Origin of the sequence: Enterococcus sp. DIV0294 (assembly GCF_050558155.1) — a bacterium.
Lineage (GTDB): Bacteria > Bacillota > Bacilli > Lactobacillales > Enterococcaceae > Enterococcus > Enterococcus faecalis.
On sequence record NZ_CP187889.1, the window covers coordinates 937501 to 953549 of the forward strand.

A 16049-nucleotide genomic window follows, 5' to 3' on the forward strand; every position below is an offset into this window, starting at 1 on the left:
ATAAGTATAGTGCGAATAAATACAAGGGTTACAGAAGAATGTGGGGGTTCTGCATCATCGTCATTAAATGTTCCTGCAGTAGGAATATGAATTTCTGTCATATTATATTCAATAACTTGAACTGTGATGATTGCAACAGTTCCAATGATTGCTAACATAGTAGTCATACTTTCACTCCTCTCTTAATTTTAAATAAAAGTACTTACTTAACTGATTGACTAGAGACTAAAAAGATACATCAACATGAACGTTGAGCTTTAGCACTATACAACGTAAAGATCACTCTTAGCTATTTTGAGAAAAGCCTTCTCCTCGACCAGTCTTGTTCTACTCATTGGTGTCTCTCGACATTTCTGAGCAATAGCCTATGTTTGTATAGGAGCCTCACCTAACTTATTACAAAGAAATAATAGTCTTTTAAGTAACTCTTTGTCAAGACATAAGCAGAAGTCAAAACAGTTCTATTTACAAATGAATGCGACGAACCATTTCTTCTGTTATTTGTTCTACAATATCAATGGTTGTTTTTGGCGAACGTTGATTTCTGGGGATATCGATTGAGTAAATTTTGGCAATACGACCAGGATTTGCATCCATTAATACAACCCGATCAGAAAGTTGAACTGCTTGTTGAACGTCATGCGTGATCATTACAATTGATTTAGTTGCAATTTGATTGTTTAACCAAATTTCTAATAAATCGTTAGATAATTGACTGGCTGTAATGATATCTAAAGCTGAAAAAGGTTCGTCTAAGAGCAATAAGCTAGGTTCGATGGCTAAAGCACGAGCAAAGCCTACACGCTGTTTCATTCCACCAGATAACTCTCTAGGATAAGCTTTTTCAAAACCAGTTAAACCAATCATTTCAATGAGATTACTGACTCTTTTATTTATTTGTTCACGGGAAATTTCTTTACGGTTTTCTAAGCCAAAGCTGATATTTTTTTCAACTGTCAACCAAGGAAAAAGGGCAAAATGTTGAAAAACCATGCCGATATTGGCATCAGGCTCATTAATGATTTTATCTTCAAAAGTAATTTCACCTCTAGTTGTACGAAGAAGTCCAGCAATACTTCTGAGCAACGTTGATTTTCCTGTTCCTGATTGTCCGATAATACTTAAAAATTCATTCGTTTTAACTGTTAAATCAATATTTTCAAGGACTTTTAAATGTTCTGAATGTCCTTCAATTTCAAATTCTTTATATACTGATTTTATGCTTAATAATTCTTTATTTTCCATCGTCTTATTAGATAGGTCAAGGGAAATCACCTATCGTTCTCCTCTCTAGTTTATCTTAAAAATTTAGTCGAGTTGAGTCGTCCAGCTATTAATAGTGAAATTTTTGTTTTGCTGCTCGATATAAAGGTTGCCAAACAAATGCGATACATAAACCAACAACGAAACACATCGCTAAGGTTCCTAAGGCAGATTTATCTTTTACGCCATCGTTTGCCGCAATATATTGTCCTAGGCCAGTAACATCTATTGATTTTTTGCCCCATTGAATGCTTTCTGCTGCGATATCAGCGTTCCAAGCAGCACCAGCAGCGTTAATAATTGCTGTAATGAGGTAAGGTAAAATAGAAGGGATCAAAAATTTTGTCCACCATTGCCATTTAGATAATTTAAAAAGTTTGGTTACGTCACGAATATCATCAGGGATGGCTAAGTAGCCAGCAATTACATTAAAGAAAAAATACCATTGGCAACCAACCATGATGAGTGGTAAAATCCACCATTCTAATTTGTTGAAGCCCATACTAATAATCAACACAATGAATGGAGTATAAACATTTGACGGAATGGAGCCTAAAATTTGTCCAATCGGTTGAACGATACTTAAGCGCCGATTATCATTCGCAACCCAGATTGCTAAGGGAGTAAAGATAATGCCAGCAACGACCATAGCCAAGGTAACCCGTAGCGTAGTATAAAGGGTTAATCTAGGAATCATGCTGAAATCTTGATGGGGCAAGAAATGATAGAGCTTAATAGAACAATAAACTCCGATAATGGTTAAGCTGACATACCATAATGTTTTGAAGAAATGGCGTAATTTTGCTAGTAACCGATAGAGATAGTCTAGCTTGAAAAAGTACCAAACTTTTGGTAAATCGTAAATCCAAAAATGACTGAATTTCACAAAAGCTTTTGAAAAGTATTTCGTTAAAGTTGCTTTTTTTAATAAATGATAAATGATGGATTTAGGTGGCGTCGTACTTTCGACATCTGTTTCATATTTAAAATAATAAGTGGCTCGAACTAAAGGTTGAAAAACTAAAAAGTTTAAAATCACCACATTGATTAATAAGGCAAAAACAGCCCATAAACAGGATTTAAAGTCGGCTCGATTTAATGCTACTTGGATATAAGAACCAATTCCTGGTAAATAAAGGTTGGTTTCTTTAGGAAAGGCAACAGAAGCTTGCTCGCTGGCCACCAAGGCAAACCAAGCCGCAGTTTGAGAAATAATAACGTTCCAAAGTAAGCCAGGAATTGAGTAAACAAATTCAAGACGCCAAAATTTTTCCCAAGCATTGTACTTGAACTGATCGGTCACATTCACTAGATCTGAAGGAATAACTTCCATTATTTGATAAAGAGTCAACATGATGTTCCAAGCTTGACCTGTGAAGATGGCAAAAATAGCAACCGCTTCTGCGCCCATCACATTTCCTGGAAATAAACCAAGTAACCAAGCAGTTGTAAAGGTCAAAAAACCTAGCAATGGAACAGATTCAAGGAAATTAACTAATGGTAAAATGACTCTTCTTGCCGTTTTATATTTTACGGCTAAAATACCAAAAACAAAGGAAAACAGGAAGGACCAAGCCATCCCCACAATCATTCGAAACATGGTTCGAATTGAAAAGTAAAAAAGATTTGATGGAGATAAGAAATCATCTGTTTTACTTGGTGTTGCGAGGAATTCTTCTGAGGGAAGGGTGTGGAGAGGGCGATTCATTTTTAGCCAAGAGAAGACGATGATAAAAATGAAAATGCCTAAAATGATGAGCAAGGTAAGATTCCCGATACTTTTAGCAAGTAGGGTATTTTTCTTAGATGATGCAGTGACAGCTTTCAATTTAAAAACCTCCAATTAATCATATTAAAGAGGTCGCCGAATAAAAGAAGAAGATTATAGGGTAATCACAATAATTGAGCTTTGGCTTTCTGAGACGTAAGAAAAAAATTCTAGTTATCTTAGGAAAGCCTTAATTCGACAATCCCTGCTTTACTCGTTACTGTCTCTCGACATTTCCGAGCGATAACCTGTGTTCTTCAGAGTAACCTCACCTAATATGATTCTATTTGATTTACATGCTTATCATACTCGTGACTAAAAATAAAACAATTTCTAGCTAGTTATACCTGAATTACTGTTTGTTGTTATTCTATTCAATGATTCTTAAAAAGATTGCCCACATTCTGTTTTTTTAGGGGAAAATTATCAGATGAGTATGTTATGTAACCCGAGGTTAATAGCGTAGGATGTTGTATTTTTAGTTTGTCTCGTTTACTGTTAAAGATGTAAGTAGTAACTATAAGTGAATGGCTAAAAAAATTAAAAGTAATCTAGCACCTAAATTAAACAACAAAGAAATTTGTTCAGAAGAAAGGAAATTATGATGATTATTTGGTTAAACGGTGCGTTTGGAGCCGGAAAAACGACCATTGCACATGAGTTACAACAAAAACTTCCCAATGCAATCATTTATGATCCAGAAATTATTGGTAGTGCATTGATGGAGTTAGTTCCCGAAGAAATGAAAGAAAATGATTTTCAAGAGTATCAGGAATGGCGTTGCTGGAATGCTCATTTATTAAAACGAATGTCCAAAGAGTCTGGACGGCCGATTATTGTTCCAATGACCCTTTATAAAAATGAATATGAAGAAGAGCTGATTGGATATCTGAGACGAGCAGGCATTGACGTTTATCATTTTTTGTTAGCGGTCGAGAAAGAAGAAATTTTACAGAGATTATTGAAAAGAAATGATGGAACTTTTGAATGGGGGAAAAATAAGTTGCCCGAAGTACTTGAAGGTTTTCGTCAGATTAAGTTTACCGAGATTTTTAGAAATCATTCAGCTGACACGACAGAAATTGTAGCATCCATTCTTAATAGAATAACCGAATAAAAATAAAATAAGGGACCTAAGCCGAAATGACTTAGGTCCCTTATTTTCTACTTCTTAAGATAATCAACTACCAGCTACCCTGATTTCTTCAAACTTTAAGACCGCACATTTACGACAATCTATTTTTACACTGTCAAAATTTTCTTTCAAGTCTTGCATTTTGTTATTTTTAGCAGTATATTTTAGGTGTACCTAAAATATATTAGAGGTTAACCTTCTAACGGGAAGGGCCTTTTAAAATTATTGCAAAACGAAAGAAGGAATTGAATTGAAAAATTCAGAAGAACATGAACCAAAGCAAAGACATCATTTGATTGAATATGCAAATGGTCCTTCGCTTGAAGAAATTAATGGCACCATCGACGTGCCTAAAAATATGAGTTTTTGGAAAACGTTATTTGCTTACTCAGGTCCAGGAGCATTGGTAGCAGTGGGGTATATGGATCCAGGAAACTGGTCTACTTCAATTACTGGGGGACAAAATTTTCAATATTTATTGATGTCGATTATTTTAATTTCCAGTTTGATTGCAATGTTGCTCCAATATATGGCTGCTAAATTAGGCATTGTTTCACAGATGGATTTAGCACAAGCGATTCGTGCTAGAACTAGTAAGACGTTAGGTATTGTATTATGGATTTTAACAGAGTTAGCAATTATGGCTACAGATATCGCTGAAGTTATCGGGGGCGCAATTGCCTTATATTTATTATTTCATATTCCTTTAGGTCTGGCTGTCTTCATTACGGTATTTGATGTTTTACTTTTGTTGTTATTGACAAAAATTGGTTTTAGAAAAATTGAAGCTATTGTTGTTGCTTTAATTGTTGTTATTTTTGTGATTTTTGCTTATCAAGTGGCATTGTCAAATCCAGTATGGGGAGATGTAATTAAAGGGCTGGTTCCTAGCGCAGAAGCTTTTTCTATATCACATGCGGTGAATGGGCAAACGCCATTGACAGGTGCATTGGGGATTATTGGTGCAACAGTGATGCCTCATAATTTGTATTTACATTCTTCTGTTGTGCAAAGTCGTAAAATTGATCGTAAAGATAAAACCGATATTCAACGCGCTTTACGCTTTTCAACTTGGGATTCTAATATTCAATTAACGATGGCATTTTTTGTTAACTCTTTATTATTGATTATGGGTGTGGCCGTTTTTAAATCCGGCAGTGTCAAAGATCCTTCATTCTTTGGTTTGTTTGATGCTTTATCAAATCCAGCGGTTATGAGTAATTCTATTTTAGCGCATATTGCAGGTTCTGGAATTTTATCGATTTTATTTGCGGTAGCCTTATTGGCATCAGGACAAAATTCAACAATTACAGGAACGTTAACTGGTCAAATCATTATGGAAGGGTTTATTCATATGCGTGTGCCAATTTGGTTACGTCGGATGGTCACACGTTTGTTATCTGTTATTCCTGTCTTAATCTGTGTTTTAATGACCAGCGGGAAAAGTACAGTGGAAGAGCATATTGCGATTAATAATTTAATGAACAATTCACAAGTTTTTCTAGCATTTGCTTTGCCATTTTCGATGTTGCCTTTACTGATGTTTACAGATAGCCGTGTTGAAATGGGTGAACATTTTAAAAACTCGTGGTTAATTAAATTGTTAGGCTGGGTTTCTGTCATTGGCTTAATTTACCTCAATATGAAAGGCTTACCTGATCAAATTGAAGGATTCTTCGGTGATAATCCGACAGCGAGTCAAATTACGTTAGCCGATAATATTGCTTATGTCATCATAGCACTCGTCATCCTCTTGTTAGTTTGGACGGTTGTGGAATTATATAAAGGTGATAAACGATACGCACAGCAGCTTACAGCTATGGAGCAACAAGTAGAGGAGGTTAAATAATGAAATTTTCAAAAATTATGGTTGGTGTTGAAGAGTCGCCAGATGCGTTAAAAGCATTTCATTATGCTATCCAAAAAGCAAAAGAAGAACAAGCTGAATTGGTTATTGTTTCGATTTTAGAAGAGAAAGAGATTAATGTTTACCAATCGTTAGATAAAAATTATTGGCAAGAACAGTTGGCGAAATTAGAGAAACAAACGGAAAAATATCAACAAGAAGCGTTAGCGAATGGCATCGATAAAGTAAGTGTAATTGTCAATGAAGGGAACCCAGGAGAATTAATTATTAATAAGCTTATTCCTTTGAATAAACCAGATTTGTTAATTATTGGCTCCAAGTCAACTAGCAAATTAAAAAGCTTTTTTGGTAGCCAAGCAGCTTATATGGCTCGATATGCACCAATTTCTGTAATGATTATTCGCTAACAAAATTGAAACAGTTAAAAAAGCCGCCACGATTTACTATTCGTGGTGGCCTTTTTATAGTAATTTTTGTTTATATAAATAAACAGCCAAACTTAGTTGTAGCGAACTATCAGGAAATTCTAAAGTTAAGTGAAGAATCTCTTCTATTTTTTTTAAGCGGTAAATAATTGTATTACGATGTACATACATATTTGTGGCAGTCAACGAAATATTTTTATTCGATTGAAAGTAGGTATTGATGGTTTCTAGTAGGGAACTTTCATGTTTTTGATCTTCTTTTTCTAATGGTTCAATCAATCGTTGATATATTTTTTGTTTGGCTTGTTTGGTCAGGGTTTCGATCATTAAACGATAAAAAAAGAGGTCGTCATAATTCAAAATAGTTCGTTGTTGTAATTCTTGACTTGCTTGTGCTAAGTGGAATGTTTCTTGTGCTAATTTATAAGAATCACACAGATTGGTGATTTTCTTGACAGTTGGACCAATCGCTAATTTAAATGATAATTTTGGATTCAGTTTCATTAGTTGCTCTAGTAAATTCTTGGCAAGATGAGTGGTTTGTGCAAGATAGGTGGCTTCCTCTTGTGCTGGATTTTCTAGTAATAAAATAAAGCCAGTTTGTGTAGGAAAGGCAGTAATTTTTTGTCGATATCCTTCTAAAATATGATTCAATTGATGGCCAATGCTATTCATTTGAATAGTCGGATTAAACAGTTGTTCCAATTGTTCAATGGCTACAAGCAAGAGACTAAATGTATCTTTTTCATTTAATTGCAGATAATTACTAAATTCTTGCCAAGCTTGAGGATTTGTATTTTTTTCTTGGATAAGGTCTTGAAACAGCGCCCCAATCTTTTGCCTCGTTGTTAAATTTTCCGAAGATTCTAATTGAAGTTGTGGTAAAAGGTAGTGAGCACAGACCTCTACGGATAATAAATCAATCGTCTGTAATTTTTTGGTAGTTTGCCAAATCACTAAGTAAGATAAGCTGAGATTTTTCTTTTTGATGGGTAAAATTCGCAAAGATAACTGATGGTTCGCTAAGGAAAATTCAACAGTCAATGGTTCTTTATAAAATAATAGGAGCTCATTGTTCTGGGCTTTTAAAGCTGTCTCAAACTGTTTTTTGAGAGTCGCGTTGTTTAAAATACTGGTGATTCTTGTTGGCGCATCAGGTAAATCAAAATGATTCATAATCTGAAAACGCTCGTCTAAAAGCATTACAGGCGCTTGAATCGCGGCACTTAATACTTCCAGTAAATGGGTACTTTTTCCGCCAGCTTTGATAATTGTATAAAATTTATTATGCATATGAACAGAATGTTGGCTAATCGTTTCGTCAGGTTGATTGACTCGGCGATTGACCAATGAAATAATTTGAGAAAAGTTGTAATTATAAGGGATTGAGAGAATTGGTAATCCGACGTCATTCGCTAATTGGATCATCTCTTGTGGAACTTCATTGAAATAACGTTGGACTTTAAAACCTAGAGCAGCGCAGTTCATATTTGCTAGTTCTTGAATAAGACGTTTTTGCAAGCAAGGCTGATCTTTGAAAATATAGCCGGTAGTTAATAAAATTTCTCCTGGCGTTAACCAGTCAAAAGCATCAGGATTTTCTAAAATATTAGCTTGTAGAATTGGCGCATCTAAATTGGTCTCGTGCGTCAATAAGGTTAAACCAGGTAGTTCTTCTGCATGGAGTAGATCATTGACCGTCATCATTAGCAAGGCCTCCTTTTGTATGAATTATCTAAAAATTAAGTGTATTTATTGTAAGATGTTACAAAACTATTTTAGGGAAAATAAGGTATCCTTATACTAATAGAAAAAAGTTCCAAGTCATCACGTGATTGGTAGTCACAAATGACCAAATAAGAACAATCAGCGCTTACAACCTATAGAAACGCATCGTTTAAAGATATAGCAATAGTATACTTAATTTTTAATGCTTTTACTATTGTTTCAGCTACTTTAAATTTCTCAAGTATTTCTATGATCTGTAAGTTTTTTGAGACTCTTATCAGATAGGCTTCTTTTTCTATATTTTATCAGAAAATTCTGGTAACTTTGAAGGTTATAGTTTGTAAAATGGAGGGATCGGTATGAAGAAATTAAAAATGTTAGGATGCGTCGGTTTGCTTTTAGCTTTAACGGCTTGTCAGGCGGGAACGGGAAACTCGGCTGATAGTAACAAAGCAGCGGAACAAAAAATTGCAATTAGTTCTGAAGCGGCTATTTCGACAATGGAACCACACACAGCGGGGGATACGACCTCGACTTTAGTCATGAATCAAGTTTATGAAGGACTCTATGTTTTAGGTAAAGAAGATGAATTAGAGTTGGGGGTCGCTGCCGAAGAACCAGCGATTTCTGAAGATGAAACCGTTTATACATTTAAGATTAGAGAAGATGCCAAATGGTCGAATGATGATCCAGTAACAGCAAATGACTTTGTTTATGCATGGCAACAAGTTGCTTCCCCTAAATCAGGGTCGATTCATCAAGCTTTATTTTTTGATGTCATTAAAAATGCTAAGGAAATTGCTTTAGAAGGCGCAGATGTGAATACTCTTGGGGTTAAGGCGCTAGATGATAAAACGTTAGAAATAACTTTAGAACGGCCCACCCCTTATTTGAAATCATTACTTTCGTTTCCTGTTTTGTTTCCACAAAATGAAAAATATATCAAAGAACAAGGGGATAAATATGCCACTGATGCAGAACATTTGATTTATAATGGTCCTTTTAAATTGAAAGAATGGGATAATGCCTCTTCCGATGACTGGACCTACGAAAAAAATGATACGTATTGGGATGCTGAAAAAGTTAAATTAACAGAAGCGAAAGTTTCAGTAATTAAGAGCCCAACGACAGCGGTGAATTTGTTTGACTCGAATGAATTGGATGTAGTGAATAAGCTAAGTGGTGAATTTATACCTGGTTATGTTGATAATCCAGCCTTTCTTTCAATTCCTCAATTCGTCACATACTTTTTAAAAATGAACAGCGTTCGTGATGGAAAAGAAAATCCGGCTTTAGCGAACAACAATATTCGTAAAGCGTTGGCACAAGCTTTTGATAAAGAAAGTTTTGTAAAAGAAGTCTTGCAAGATCAATCAACGGCTACAGATCAAGTAATTCCGCCAGGACAAACGATTGCGCCAGATGGAACAGATTTCACAAAACTAGCTGCTAAGAAAAATAACTACTTAACCTACGATACAGCGAAAGCAAAAGAATTCTGGGAAAAAGGGAAAAAAGAAATTGGGCTGGATAAAATAAAATTAGAATTTTTAACAGATGATACAGACAGCGCCAAAAAAGCTGCTGAGTTTTTCCAATTTCAATTGGAAGAAAATCTAGACGGATTAGAAGTGAATGTTACTCAAGTTCCTTTTACTATTCGTGTTGATCGTGATCAAACGAGAGACTATGATTTAGAATTATCTGGTTGGGGAACCGATTATCGTGATCCATTAACAGTTATGCGCATCTTTACTTCGGATAGTACCTTGGGCGGCGTAACGTTCAAGAGTGATACGTATGATCAATTAATTCAAGAAACTAGAACAACACATGCGGCTGATCAAGAGGCTCGTTTAAATGACTTTGCTCAAGCACAAGATATTTTGGTGAATCAGGAAACGGTTTTAGCACCAATCTACAATCGAAGCATTTCTGTATTAGCTAATCAAAAAATCAAGGATCTGTATTGGCATTCATTTGGACCTACGTACAGTTTAAAATGGGCTTATGTTAACTAATTGAATGAAGGTAGGAAGGGGTTTGTCATGCTTTTAAAAAACTGTAAATTAGAAACAGGATTTTCTACTGTGAATCAGCGAATTGTTGCGACAGAAACAGCTAGCTATGATATTCGAATTGAAAACGAGGTCTGTACTGCGGTCGCACCGCAGTTAAGGCCTTTAGAGAACGAAACAGTTATCGATGTGAATCAGCAACTCGTTTTACCTGCTCTAAGAGAAATGCATATTCATATTGATAAAACGTATTTTGGGGGACCTTGGAAGGCCTGTCGTCCACTAACGAAAGGAATTTTAACACGTATTGAAGAAGAAACTTGGCTGTTACCTGAACAATTACCAACTAGTTTAGAACGTGCTTGCCAAGTTATTGAGCAGTATATTCAACAAGGCCATTATCATATTCGCAGTCATTGTAATGTAGATCCATCTATTGGAACGAAACATATTGAAATCACTAAAGAAGCATTTAGTCGATATGAACAATACATTACTCATGAAATTGTGGCTTTTCCTCAACACGGATTACTCCGCTCACAAGTCGAACCTTTGATGCGCGAAGCCTTACGCATGGGGGCAACTCATGTCGGCGGCGTTGATCCAGCCCTTGTGGATCGTCATGTGGATCATTCAATCGCAAAAATATTTGAATTAGCTACCACATTTAATAAAAAAATTGATGTTCATTTACACGCCCGTGATACTTTGGGACTTTATGAATTTAATAAATTTGTTGATTATACAGAACAAGCAAAGATGTTTGGCGAAGTCACTTTAAGTCATGCTTTAGCTTTGGGGAGCTTAGAAGAAGCAGAAATTAGAGATATTGCGCAAAAATTCATCGAAACAGGTATTGATTTGACTTCGACTGTACCGATTGGAATGCCCACCATGCCGATTCCAACCTTGGTTGAACAAGGTGTTAAGATTTCCGTTGCTCATGACAGTTTGACGGATCATTGGTCGCCTTTTGGCAGTGGCAATACAATAGAAAAATTAAATACAGCCGCTCAAAGATTTAAAATTAGCGATGAGTATCGCTTGAATCGTTTATGGGGCTTAGCGAGTAATTTTGTAACGCCTCTTGATCCTAACGGGCAGCGAGTTTGGCCTAACGTCGGCGATTCTGCAGATTTCCTACTATTTAATGCTGAGAGCACTGCTCACGTGATTGCACGCCAACAGCCAATCCAACAACTGATACTAAAAGGACAACTGGTTGAAGCCGTTCAAAAGGGGGAAAAAGAATGACAGCATCCATTGTTTATTTGAATAATGTTCGTTTAGAAACTGGTTTTGCTAAAGACCACCACGAATTAACGTATACTAAAACCGCACGCTATACTTTAGCGATTCAAGAAGGGAAAATCCAAGCGATTATTCCGCAAAATCAAGTCACTGAAAAGCAACAAGGCACTGATTTAAACGGACAACTGGCTATTCCCGCTTTTCAAGAGAGCCATAACCACTTAGATAAAACCTACCTTTCATTAGGCTGGCGTGCTAGCCAACCTGTTAAGAATTTAAAAGAGCGTTTAGCAGACGAAGCCAGTGAACTTAAATTGTTAGCTCCGTCAACAGAACAACGAGCGACGGCCATGATTGAAAAATTGATTGGGTATGGAGCCTCTTATATTCGGACACATGTCAACATTGATCCTTATGTAGAACTAGAAAACTTCTGGGGCGTCAAAAGAGCCTTAGAAAAATATGCGCATGTGATTGATTATGATATTGTTGTCTTTCCACAGCATGGATTATTAAAAAATCCCCAAACGGTTTTACTCATGAGAGAAGCTCTAAAAAATGGTGGAACAATGGTTGGTGGTTTAGATCCTGCAGGCATTGATTATGCAATTGAAGAATCTTTAGAAACTATTTTCGATCTGGCAGAAGAATTTCAAGTAGGAATCGATATCCACTTGCATGATACGGGGGAAGTTGGCGTTTATACAATTGATAAATTTTTAGACATTTTGGAAGAACGAAAATTTACTCAGCGAACCGCTATCAGTCACGCCTTTGCGCTGCTAGATGTACGTCCAGCAGAAAAAGAAAAACTATACCAACGCTTGGCAACGCATCAAACGGCGATTATGTCTACAATTCCCTATGATCCTCGTTATTTATTGCCACCAATTGATGTGTTACGCCAAGCTGGTGTATCGGTTCATTTAGGTAGTGATGGCTTTTTTGACTCTTGGAGTTCTAATGTTTCAGGTGATTTATTTGAAAAATTACGTAATTTTTGTGAAATGACAGGAAAGATTACAGAAGAGCAACTTACTCAAGCTTACGTCCATGGCTGTGGCAAAGAAGCACCTTTTTCATTTGAAGAAGAACGTCTTTGGTTTACAGAAGGCGACGAAGCAAACTTTATTTTTACAGAAGCAGCTTCTACAGCAGAAGTGATTGCTAGAAAACCACAGAAACGCCAGATTATGTTGAAAGGACAATGGGTTTAACTTGCTTTAAAATTAGGTAGAAATAGAATGCTAAAAAGCCAAACAGAGGAAACGGGGTTCAGCTCTGAGCAACGCACAGTGTCATTCCTGCGGTTACTCGTCACAGTTTAATGCGTATAAAGTGCTTCTGCTCACAACGTGTATCAGCTTTTCAAGTTTGTTTGACTCACTTTAACATAGCACTTTTGCGTATCTTCCTTTATAATAAGACAAAATGAAGGAGATGAACCAAGCATGACTGAACAAACGAGAGAAAACAAAAAAGCAGCCTACGAATTGTGCTTACAACAATTGAGCGGTTTGTTAGAAATAGAAATGGATGCTATTGCAAATTTAGCAAACTCGTCTGCGTTACTTGCGCAAACGTTACCAGACACTGTTTTTGCTGGGTATTATTTATATAAAAATGAAGAATTAGTTTTGGGTCCTTTTCAAGGGAAAGTCTCTTGTACCAGAATTAAAATGGGCAAAGGTGTCTGTGGTGAGTCCGCGGAAAAACAAGCTACATTGATTGTTGATAACGTGAAGACACACGCCAATTATATTTCTTGTGACTCAGCTGCGATGTCTGAAATCGTTGTACCGATGGTAAAAAATCATCAATTGGTCGGTGTTTTAGATATTGATAGTGGTGTAACAAATAGCTATGATGCGGTTGACCAACTGTATTTGGAAAAATTTGTTACCTTGTTACTAGAAAAATCAGATTTTTAAGCAGACTATTTTTGCTTTCTGACAAATCATGAGAAAATAAAGTATAAAATTTGATCATGAAAGAAGGTGAGTCATTTGTTAGAGCTGTATATAAATTTTAAAGGTGAAGCAAAAGAAGCAATTACGTTCTATGAAGATGTTTTTGATACAAAATGTCAAAATTTAATGACTTTTGGCGAAGCACCTGAAGATCCTGAGCATCCTATAAACGACGAGATAAAGGATTTAGTGATGAACGCAAGTATCATTATTGAAGGAACCTATGTAATGATTTCAGATGTTCCTGATATGTTTGGTTTTGAAGTTACGGAAGGAAATAACCTTTCGCTCGTGGTTAGCACAGATGATGATGAAAAAATTGATCGCTTATTTAAACGATTATCTGAAGGTGGCACTGTTACAATGCCATTATCTGAAACTTTTTGGTCCAAAAAGTATGGTTCCCTAAAAGATCAGTTTGGCATCCATTGGATGTTTAATTATTATGAAGAAAATTAAAATAAAAAATCCCCAATCCGTTATTTTCATTGGATTGGGGATTTTTTATTCATGAAAGAATTGCTTCTTAGCGATTTGATACTGCCGTTGCTTTTCTGTCCAAAATTGCTGATCGTTTTCATCAATTTTGCGAATGACTTTTGCTGGATTACCTCCAACAATCGTGTTGGCAGGAACGTCTTTTGTAACCACAGCACCAGCAGCGACAATAGCATTTTTTCCAATTGTAACGCCAGGTAAAATGGTGGCACTTCCGCCAATCCACACGTTATCTTCAACAATAATTGGCGCCCCGAATTCTAATTCTGCAGTTCGAATCGTTGAATCAATTGGATGGCCGGCAGTATAAAAACTAGCACGAGGGCCAACCATGACATTATCACCGAAGATGATTTTGTTTACATCTAAAAAAATGCAATCCATATTTGCATAAAAATTTTCTCCTACCTCAATATGGCGACCGTAATCTACATGGAGGGGTGGGGTGATATATAACTCATTGCCAGTTTTTCCTAATAATTCTTTTTCTAGGGCCACAATTTCTTTCACATTATCGATAGGAAGTTGATTGATTTTTTGAGCTAACACCTTGCCTTTTGTTGATTTATTTTCGGGTAAAATGGTGGGGGCGTAATATAATTCACCTTTTAACATTTGCATATAATCAAAGTCATTTTGTTTCATGTAAGCGCTCCTTTAGGCTTTTTCTCTATTGTATCAAATTAATACAATAAGTCGAGGAATATGTAAAATAAAAAAGGACAGATAGCAAAATAGCCTTGCTTATCTATCCTTTACCTAAGGTTATCCAATTTTTTTAACTCTCCCGCCAATTTTATCTGCTAATTTTTGTGCTTCTTTTTCAGAGTGGTAAACTAAACAACCTGATTTATCTCGCGTACGTTTACCATCTGCAGTTAAATAGCCATGAAAAAATTTGATTGCATACATAGACATCACCGCCTTTCTAATTGAAAATAGTGTAAATGGAGCGATTAAAAATGTCAAATAATAGAAGTGCTCTTAACCATTCTTATCTTTTTTAGTTCGAAGATAAGCTTGGTTAAGAGCACCATTTCACTTAATAAATTAGTTTGAAACGGGTCGTTGAGTGAAATTCCTGTTCAGGTGAGAGGGTGATAGAACCGAACAACGGAAATCTTTCAGCACCAGGACAGACTTGGGTTTCAAATGTGAGCGCTCCGTGATTGACTAATTTTTGCCCTTGAATATCGGGACCGTTATCAGCAAAATTTGCTGAAAAAATAACAACTGAAGGTTGATCAGTGAACATCTCTAAGGTGATATCTTTAGTAGGACTTTTTAAGATAACATCCGGGTTAATTAAATCATGATTGGTTAAGATGAAAGGGTGATCGAAGCCGTTCATCTTTTGGATTTGTTCATCGTTACTTGAAAAAACCTCAGCTAATTTTTTAGGTTTTTGTAAATCAAAAGCTGTCTGGTCGACGGAAGCTAATTCTCCAAGCGGTAAAACTCTTTCATCAAGCGGGACATACTTTTGGGCATTTATTTGTAACTCATGCGTATCAATGGGGATTGCGGGATTTCCAGTTAAATTAAAGTAGACATGATTGGTTGGATTAAAAAGTGTTTGTTCATCTGTAGTTGCCTGATACTCAATTTGCCATTCATTTTCTTCAGTCAATGTATACGTGACTGAAACGGTGAGATTTCCAGGAAAACCATTTTCACCAGCAGGACTCTCTAGCCAAAATTTCACAGAAGGATTCACTTGTGCCTCTTGGATTTCGCTGTGCCATTTTTTACTTTCAAACCCAGGTGTGCCGCCGTGAAGTGTTGTTTGAGTAGGAGTATTAATCATCGTTTGATACGTTTTACCCGCTAGTTCAAAGGAGCCATCGGCAATTCGGCCAGCTGTTCGACCAATTGTTGCACCAAAATATAAGTCTTTAGACAAATATTCATCTGCTGAGGGAAAGCCTAGCACGAGTGATCGTGATTCATTTTTTGTAAGAGGAACGTCGAGCGCAACAATTCGCGCACCAAAATCTGTTACTTTTAAAGTCACACCATTTTTATTCGTCAGTGTGTAAAGAAGCATTCCTTGTCCAAATGATTCAGTTGAAATAGTCAAAATAATCAATCCTTCCTTCAAGTAAATATTTAGTAAATTTAACTTT

General features: G+C 36.1%; 15 protein-coding genes and 2 riboswitches (1 of these 17 running past the window's edge). Of the genes, 8 read left to right on the forward strand and 7 right to left on the reverse strand.

What is annotated here, in order from left to right; translation table 11 throughout:
• From IGJ20_RS04700 to IGJ20_RS04710, 3 genes are all read right to left on the reverse strand, one after another.
• Positions 1-167 carry the 5' portion of a hypothetical protein gene (locus IGJ20_RS04700; protein WP_002363651.1) on the reverse strand. 94 nt of this gene lie to the left of the window's left edge, so only the first 167 of its 261 coding nucleotides appear in the window; it begins with the start codon at positions 165-167; its stop codon lies off the left edge, out of view.
• 68 nt (positions 168-235) lie between these two features.
• Positions 236-403: riboswitch (M-box (ykoK) riboswitch) on the reverse strand.
• Positions 404-465: 62 nt separating this feature from the next.
• Positions 466-1245 (reverse strand): ABC transporter ATP-binding protein, encoded by a 780-nt coding sequence (locus IGJ20_RS04705; protein WP_002360638.1) that lies wholly within the window; start codon positions 1243-1245, stop codon positions 466-468.
• Positions 1246-1333: 88 nt separating this feature from the next.
• On the reverse strand, positions 1334-3106 hold the full coding sequence (locus IGJ20_RS04710) for an ABC transporter permease subunit (protein ID WP_002384764.1): 1773 nt from the start codon (positions 3104-3106) through the stop codon (positions 1334-1336).
• Between the two features lie 44 nt (positions 3107-3150).
• A riboswitch (M-box (ykoK) riboswitch) is annotated at positions 3151-3318 on the reverse strand.
• A 314-nt stretch (positions 3319-3632) separates the two neighbouring features.
• Between IGJ20_RS04710 and IGJ20_RS04715 the strand changes: the two genes are divergently transcribed.
• The 3 genes from IGJ20_RS04715 to IGJ20_RS04725 all read left to right on the forward strand — a co-directional run bounded on the left by IGJ20_RS04715 (position 3633) and on the right by IGJ20_RS04725 (position 6440).
• Positions 3633-4148 (forward strand): AAA family ATPase, encoded by a 516-nt coding sequence (locus tag IGJ20_RS04715; protein ID WP_033918208.1) that lies wholly within the window; start codon positions 3633-3635, stop codon positions 4146-4148.
• 268 nt (positions 4149-4416) lie between these two features.
• Positions 4417-6015 carry an Nramp family divalent metal transporter gene (locus tag IGJ20_RS04720; protein ID WP_202522412.1) on the forward strand — a complete coding sequence of 533 codons (1599 nt, stop codon included), beginning with the start codon at positions 4417-4419 and terminating at the stop codon, positions 6013-6015.
• Positions 6015-6440: a universal stress protein gene (locus IGJ20_RS04725; RefSeq protein WP_002358161.1), complete on the forward strand. Its 426-nt coding sequence runs from the start codon at positions 6015-6017 to the stop codon at positions 6438-6440. The genes IGJ20_RS04720 and IGJ20_RS04725 overlap by 1 nt, the downstream gene beginning before the upstream one ends.
• Positions 6441-6494: 54 nt before the next feature.
• Here IGJ20_RS04725 and IGJ20_RS04730 read toward each other — a convergent pair whose 3' ends face one another.
• Positions 6495-8165: a PucR family transcriptional regulator gene (locus IGJ20_RS04730; protein ID WP_430605258.1), complete on the reverse strand. Its 1671-nt coding sequence runs from the start codon at positions 8163-8165 to the stop codon at positions 6495-6497.
• Positions 8166-8545: 380 nt separating this feature from the next.
• On the opposite strand from IGJ20_RS04730, the gene IGJ20_RS04735 reads away from it, so the two are divergent.
• The 5 genes from IGJ20_RS04735 (at position 8546) to IGJ20_RS04755 (ending at position 13884) form a co-directional block, all read left to right on the forward strand.
• Entirely contained in the window at positions 8546-10207 is a 1662-nt protein-coding gene (locus IGJ20_RS04735; RefSeq protein WP_002363656.1) for a peptide ABC transporter substrate-binding protein, read from the forward strand.
• Positions 10208-11458, forward strand: a complete 1251-nt coding sequence (locus tag IGJ20_RS04740) for an amidohydrolase family protein (RefSeq protein WP_202522413.1) — start codon at positions 10208-10210, stop codon at positions 11456-11458.
• Positions 11455-12672: an amidohydrolase gene (locus IGJ20_RS04745; protein WP_002406990.1), complete on the forward strand. Its 1218-nt coding sequence runs from the start codon at positions 11455-11457 to the stop codon at positions 12670-12672. The genes IGJ20_RS04740 and IGJ20_RS04745 overlap by 4 nt, the downstream gene beginning before the upstream one ends.
• 234 nt (positions 12673-12906) lie before the next feature.
• On the forward strand, positions 12907-13386 hold the full coding sequence (locus IGJ20_RS04750; protein ID WP_202522414.1) for a GAF domain-containing protein: 480 nt from the start codon (positions 12907-12909) through the stop codon (positions 13384-13386).
• 66 nt (positions 13387-13452) lie between these two features.
• Positions 13453-13884 (forward strand): VOC family protein, encoded by a 432-nt coding sequence (locus IGJ20_RS04755; protein WP_002395025.1) that lies wholly within the window; start codon positions 13453-13455, stop codon positions 13882-13884.
• A gap of 45 nt (positions 13885-13929) precedes the next feature.
• Here the strand turns inward: IGJ20_RS04755 and IGJ20_RS04760 are convergent, their stop codons facing one another.
• The 3 genes from IGJ20_RS04760 to galM all read right to left on the reverse strand — a co-directional run bounded on the left by IGJ20_RS04760 (position 13930) and on the right by galM (position 16024).
• On the reverse strand, positions 13930-14568 hold the full coding sequence (locus IGJ20_RS04760; RefSeq protein WP_202522415.1) for a sugar O-acetyltransferase: 639 nt from the start codon (positions 14566-14568) through the stop codon (positions 13930-13932).
• Between the two features lie 120 nt (positions 14569-14688).
• The gene (locus tag IGJ20_RS04765) at positions 14689-14835 is read right to left on the reverse strand and encodes a hypothetical protein (protein ID WP_002384758.1); all 147 of its coding nucleotides are present in this window, start codon (positions 14833-14835) and stop codon (positions 14689-14691) included.
• A 130-nt stretch (positions 14836-14965) separates the two neighbouring features.
• A complete protein-coding gene (galM, locus tag IGJ20_RS04770) occupies positions 14966-16024 on the reverse strand; it encodes a galactose-1-epimerase (RefSeq protein ID WP_285704376.1) in 1059 nt (352 codons plus the stop codon).
• Positions 16025-16049: the final 25 nt, after the last annotated feature.

Excerpts from the sequence above, each read along its gene's own strand:
- IGJ20_RS04765 (WP_002384758.1), bottom strand. The coding sequence starts at position 14,835 with ATGTATGCAATCAAATTTTTTCATGGCTATTTAACTGCAGATGGTAAA.
- IGJ20_RS04705 (WP_002360638.1), bottom strand. The coding sequence starts at position 1,245 with ATGGAAAATAAAGAATTATTAAGCATAAAATCAGTATATAAAGAATTT.
- IGJ20_RS04760 (WP_202522415.1), bottom strand. The coding sequence starts at position 14,568 with ATGAAACAAAATGACTTTGATTATATGCAAATGTTAAAAGGTGAATTA.
- IGJ20_RS04730 (WP_430605258.1), bottom strand. The coding sequence starts at position 8,165 with ATGATGACGGTCAATGATCTACTCCATGCAGAAGAACTACCTGGTTTA.
- IGJ20_RS04725 (WP_002358161.1), top strand. The coding sequence starts at position 6,015 with ATGAAATTTTCAAAAATTATGGTTGGTGTTGAAGAGTCGCCAGATGCG.
- IGJ20_RS04735 (WP_002363656.1), top strand. The coding sequence starts at position 8,546 with ATGAAGAAATTAAAAATGTTAGGATGCGTCGGTTTGCTTTTAGCTTTA.
- IGJ20_RS04715 (WP_033918208.1), top strand. The coding sequence starts at position 3,633 with ATGATGATTATTTGGTTAAACGGTGCGTTTGGAGCCGGAAAAACGACC.
- IGJ20_RS04745 (WP_002406990.1), top strand. The coding sequence starts at position 11,455 with ATGACAGCATCCATTGTTTATTTGAATAATGTTCGTTTAGAAACTGGT.
- IGJ20_RS04750 (WP_202522414.1), top strand. The coding sequence starts at position 12,907 with ATGACTGAACAAACGAGAGAAAACAAAAAAGCAGCCTACGAATTGTGC.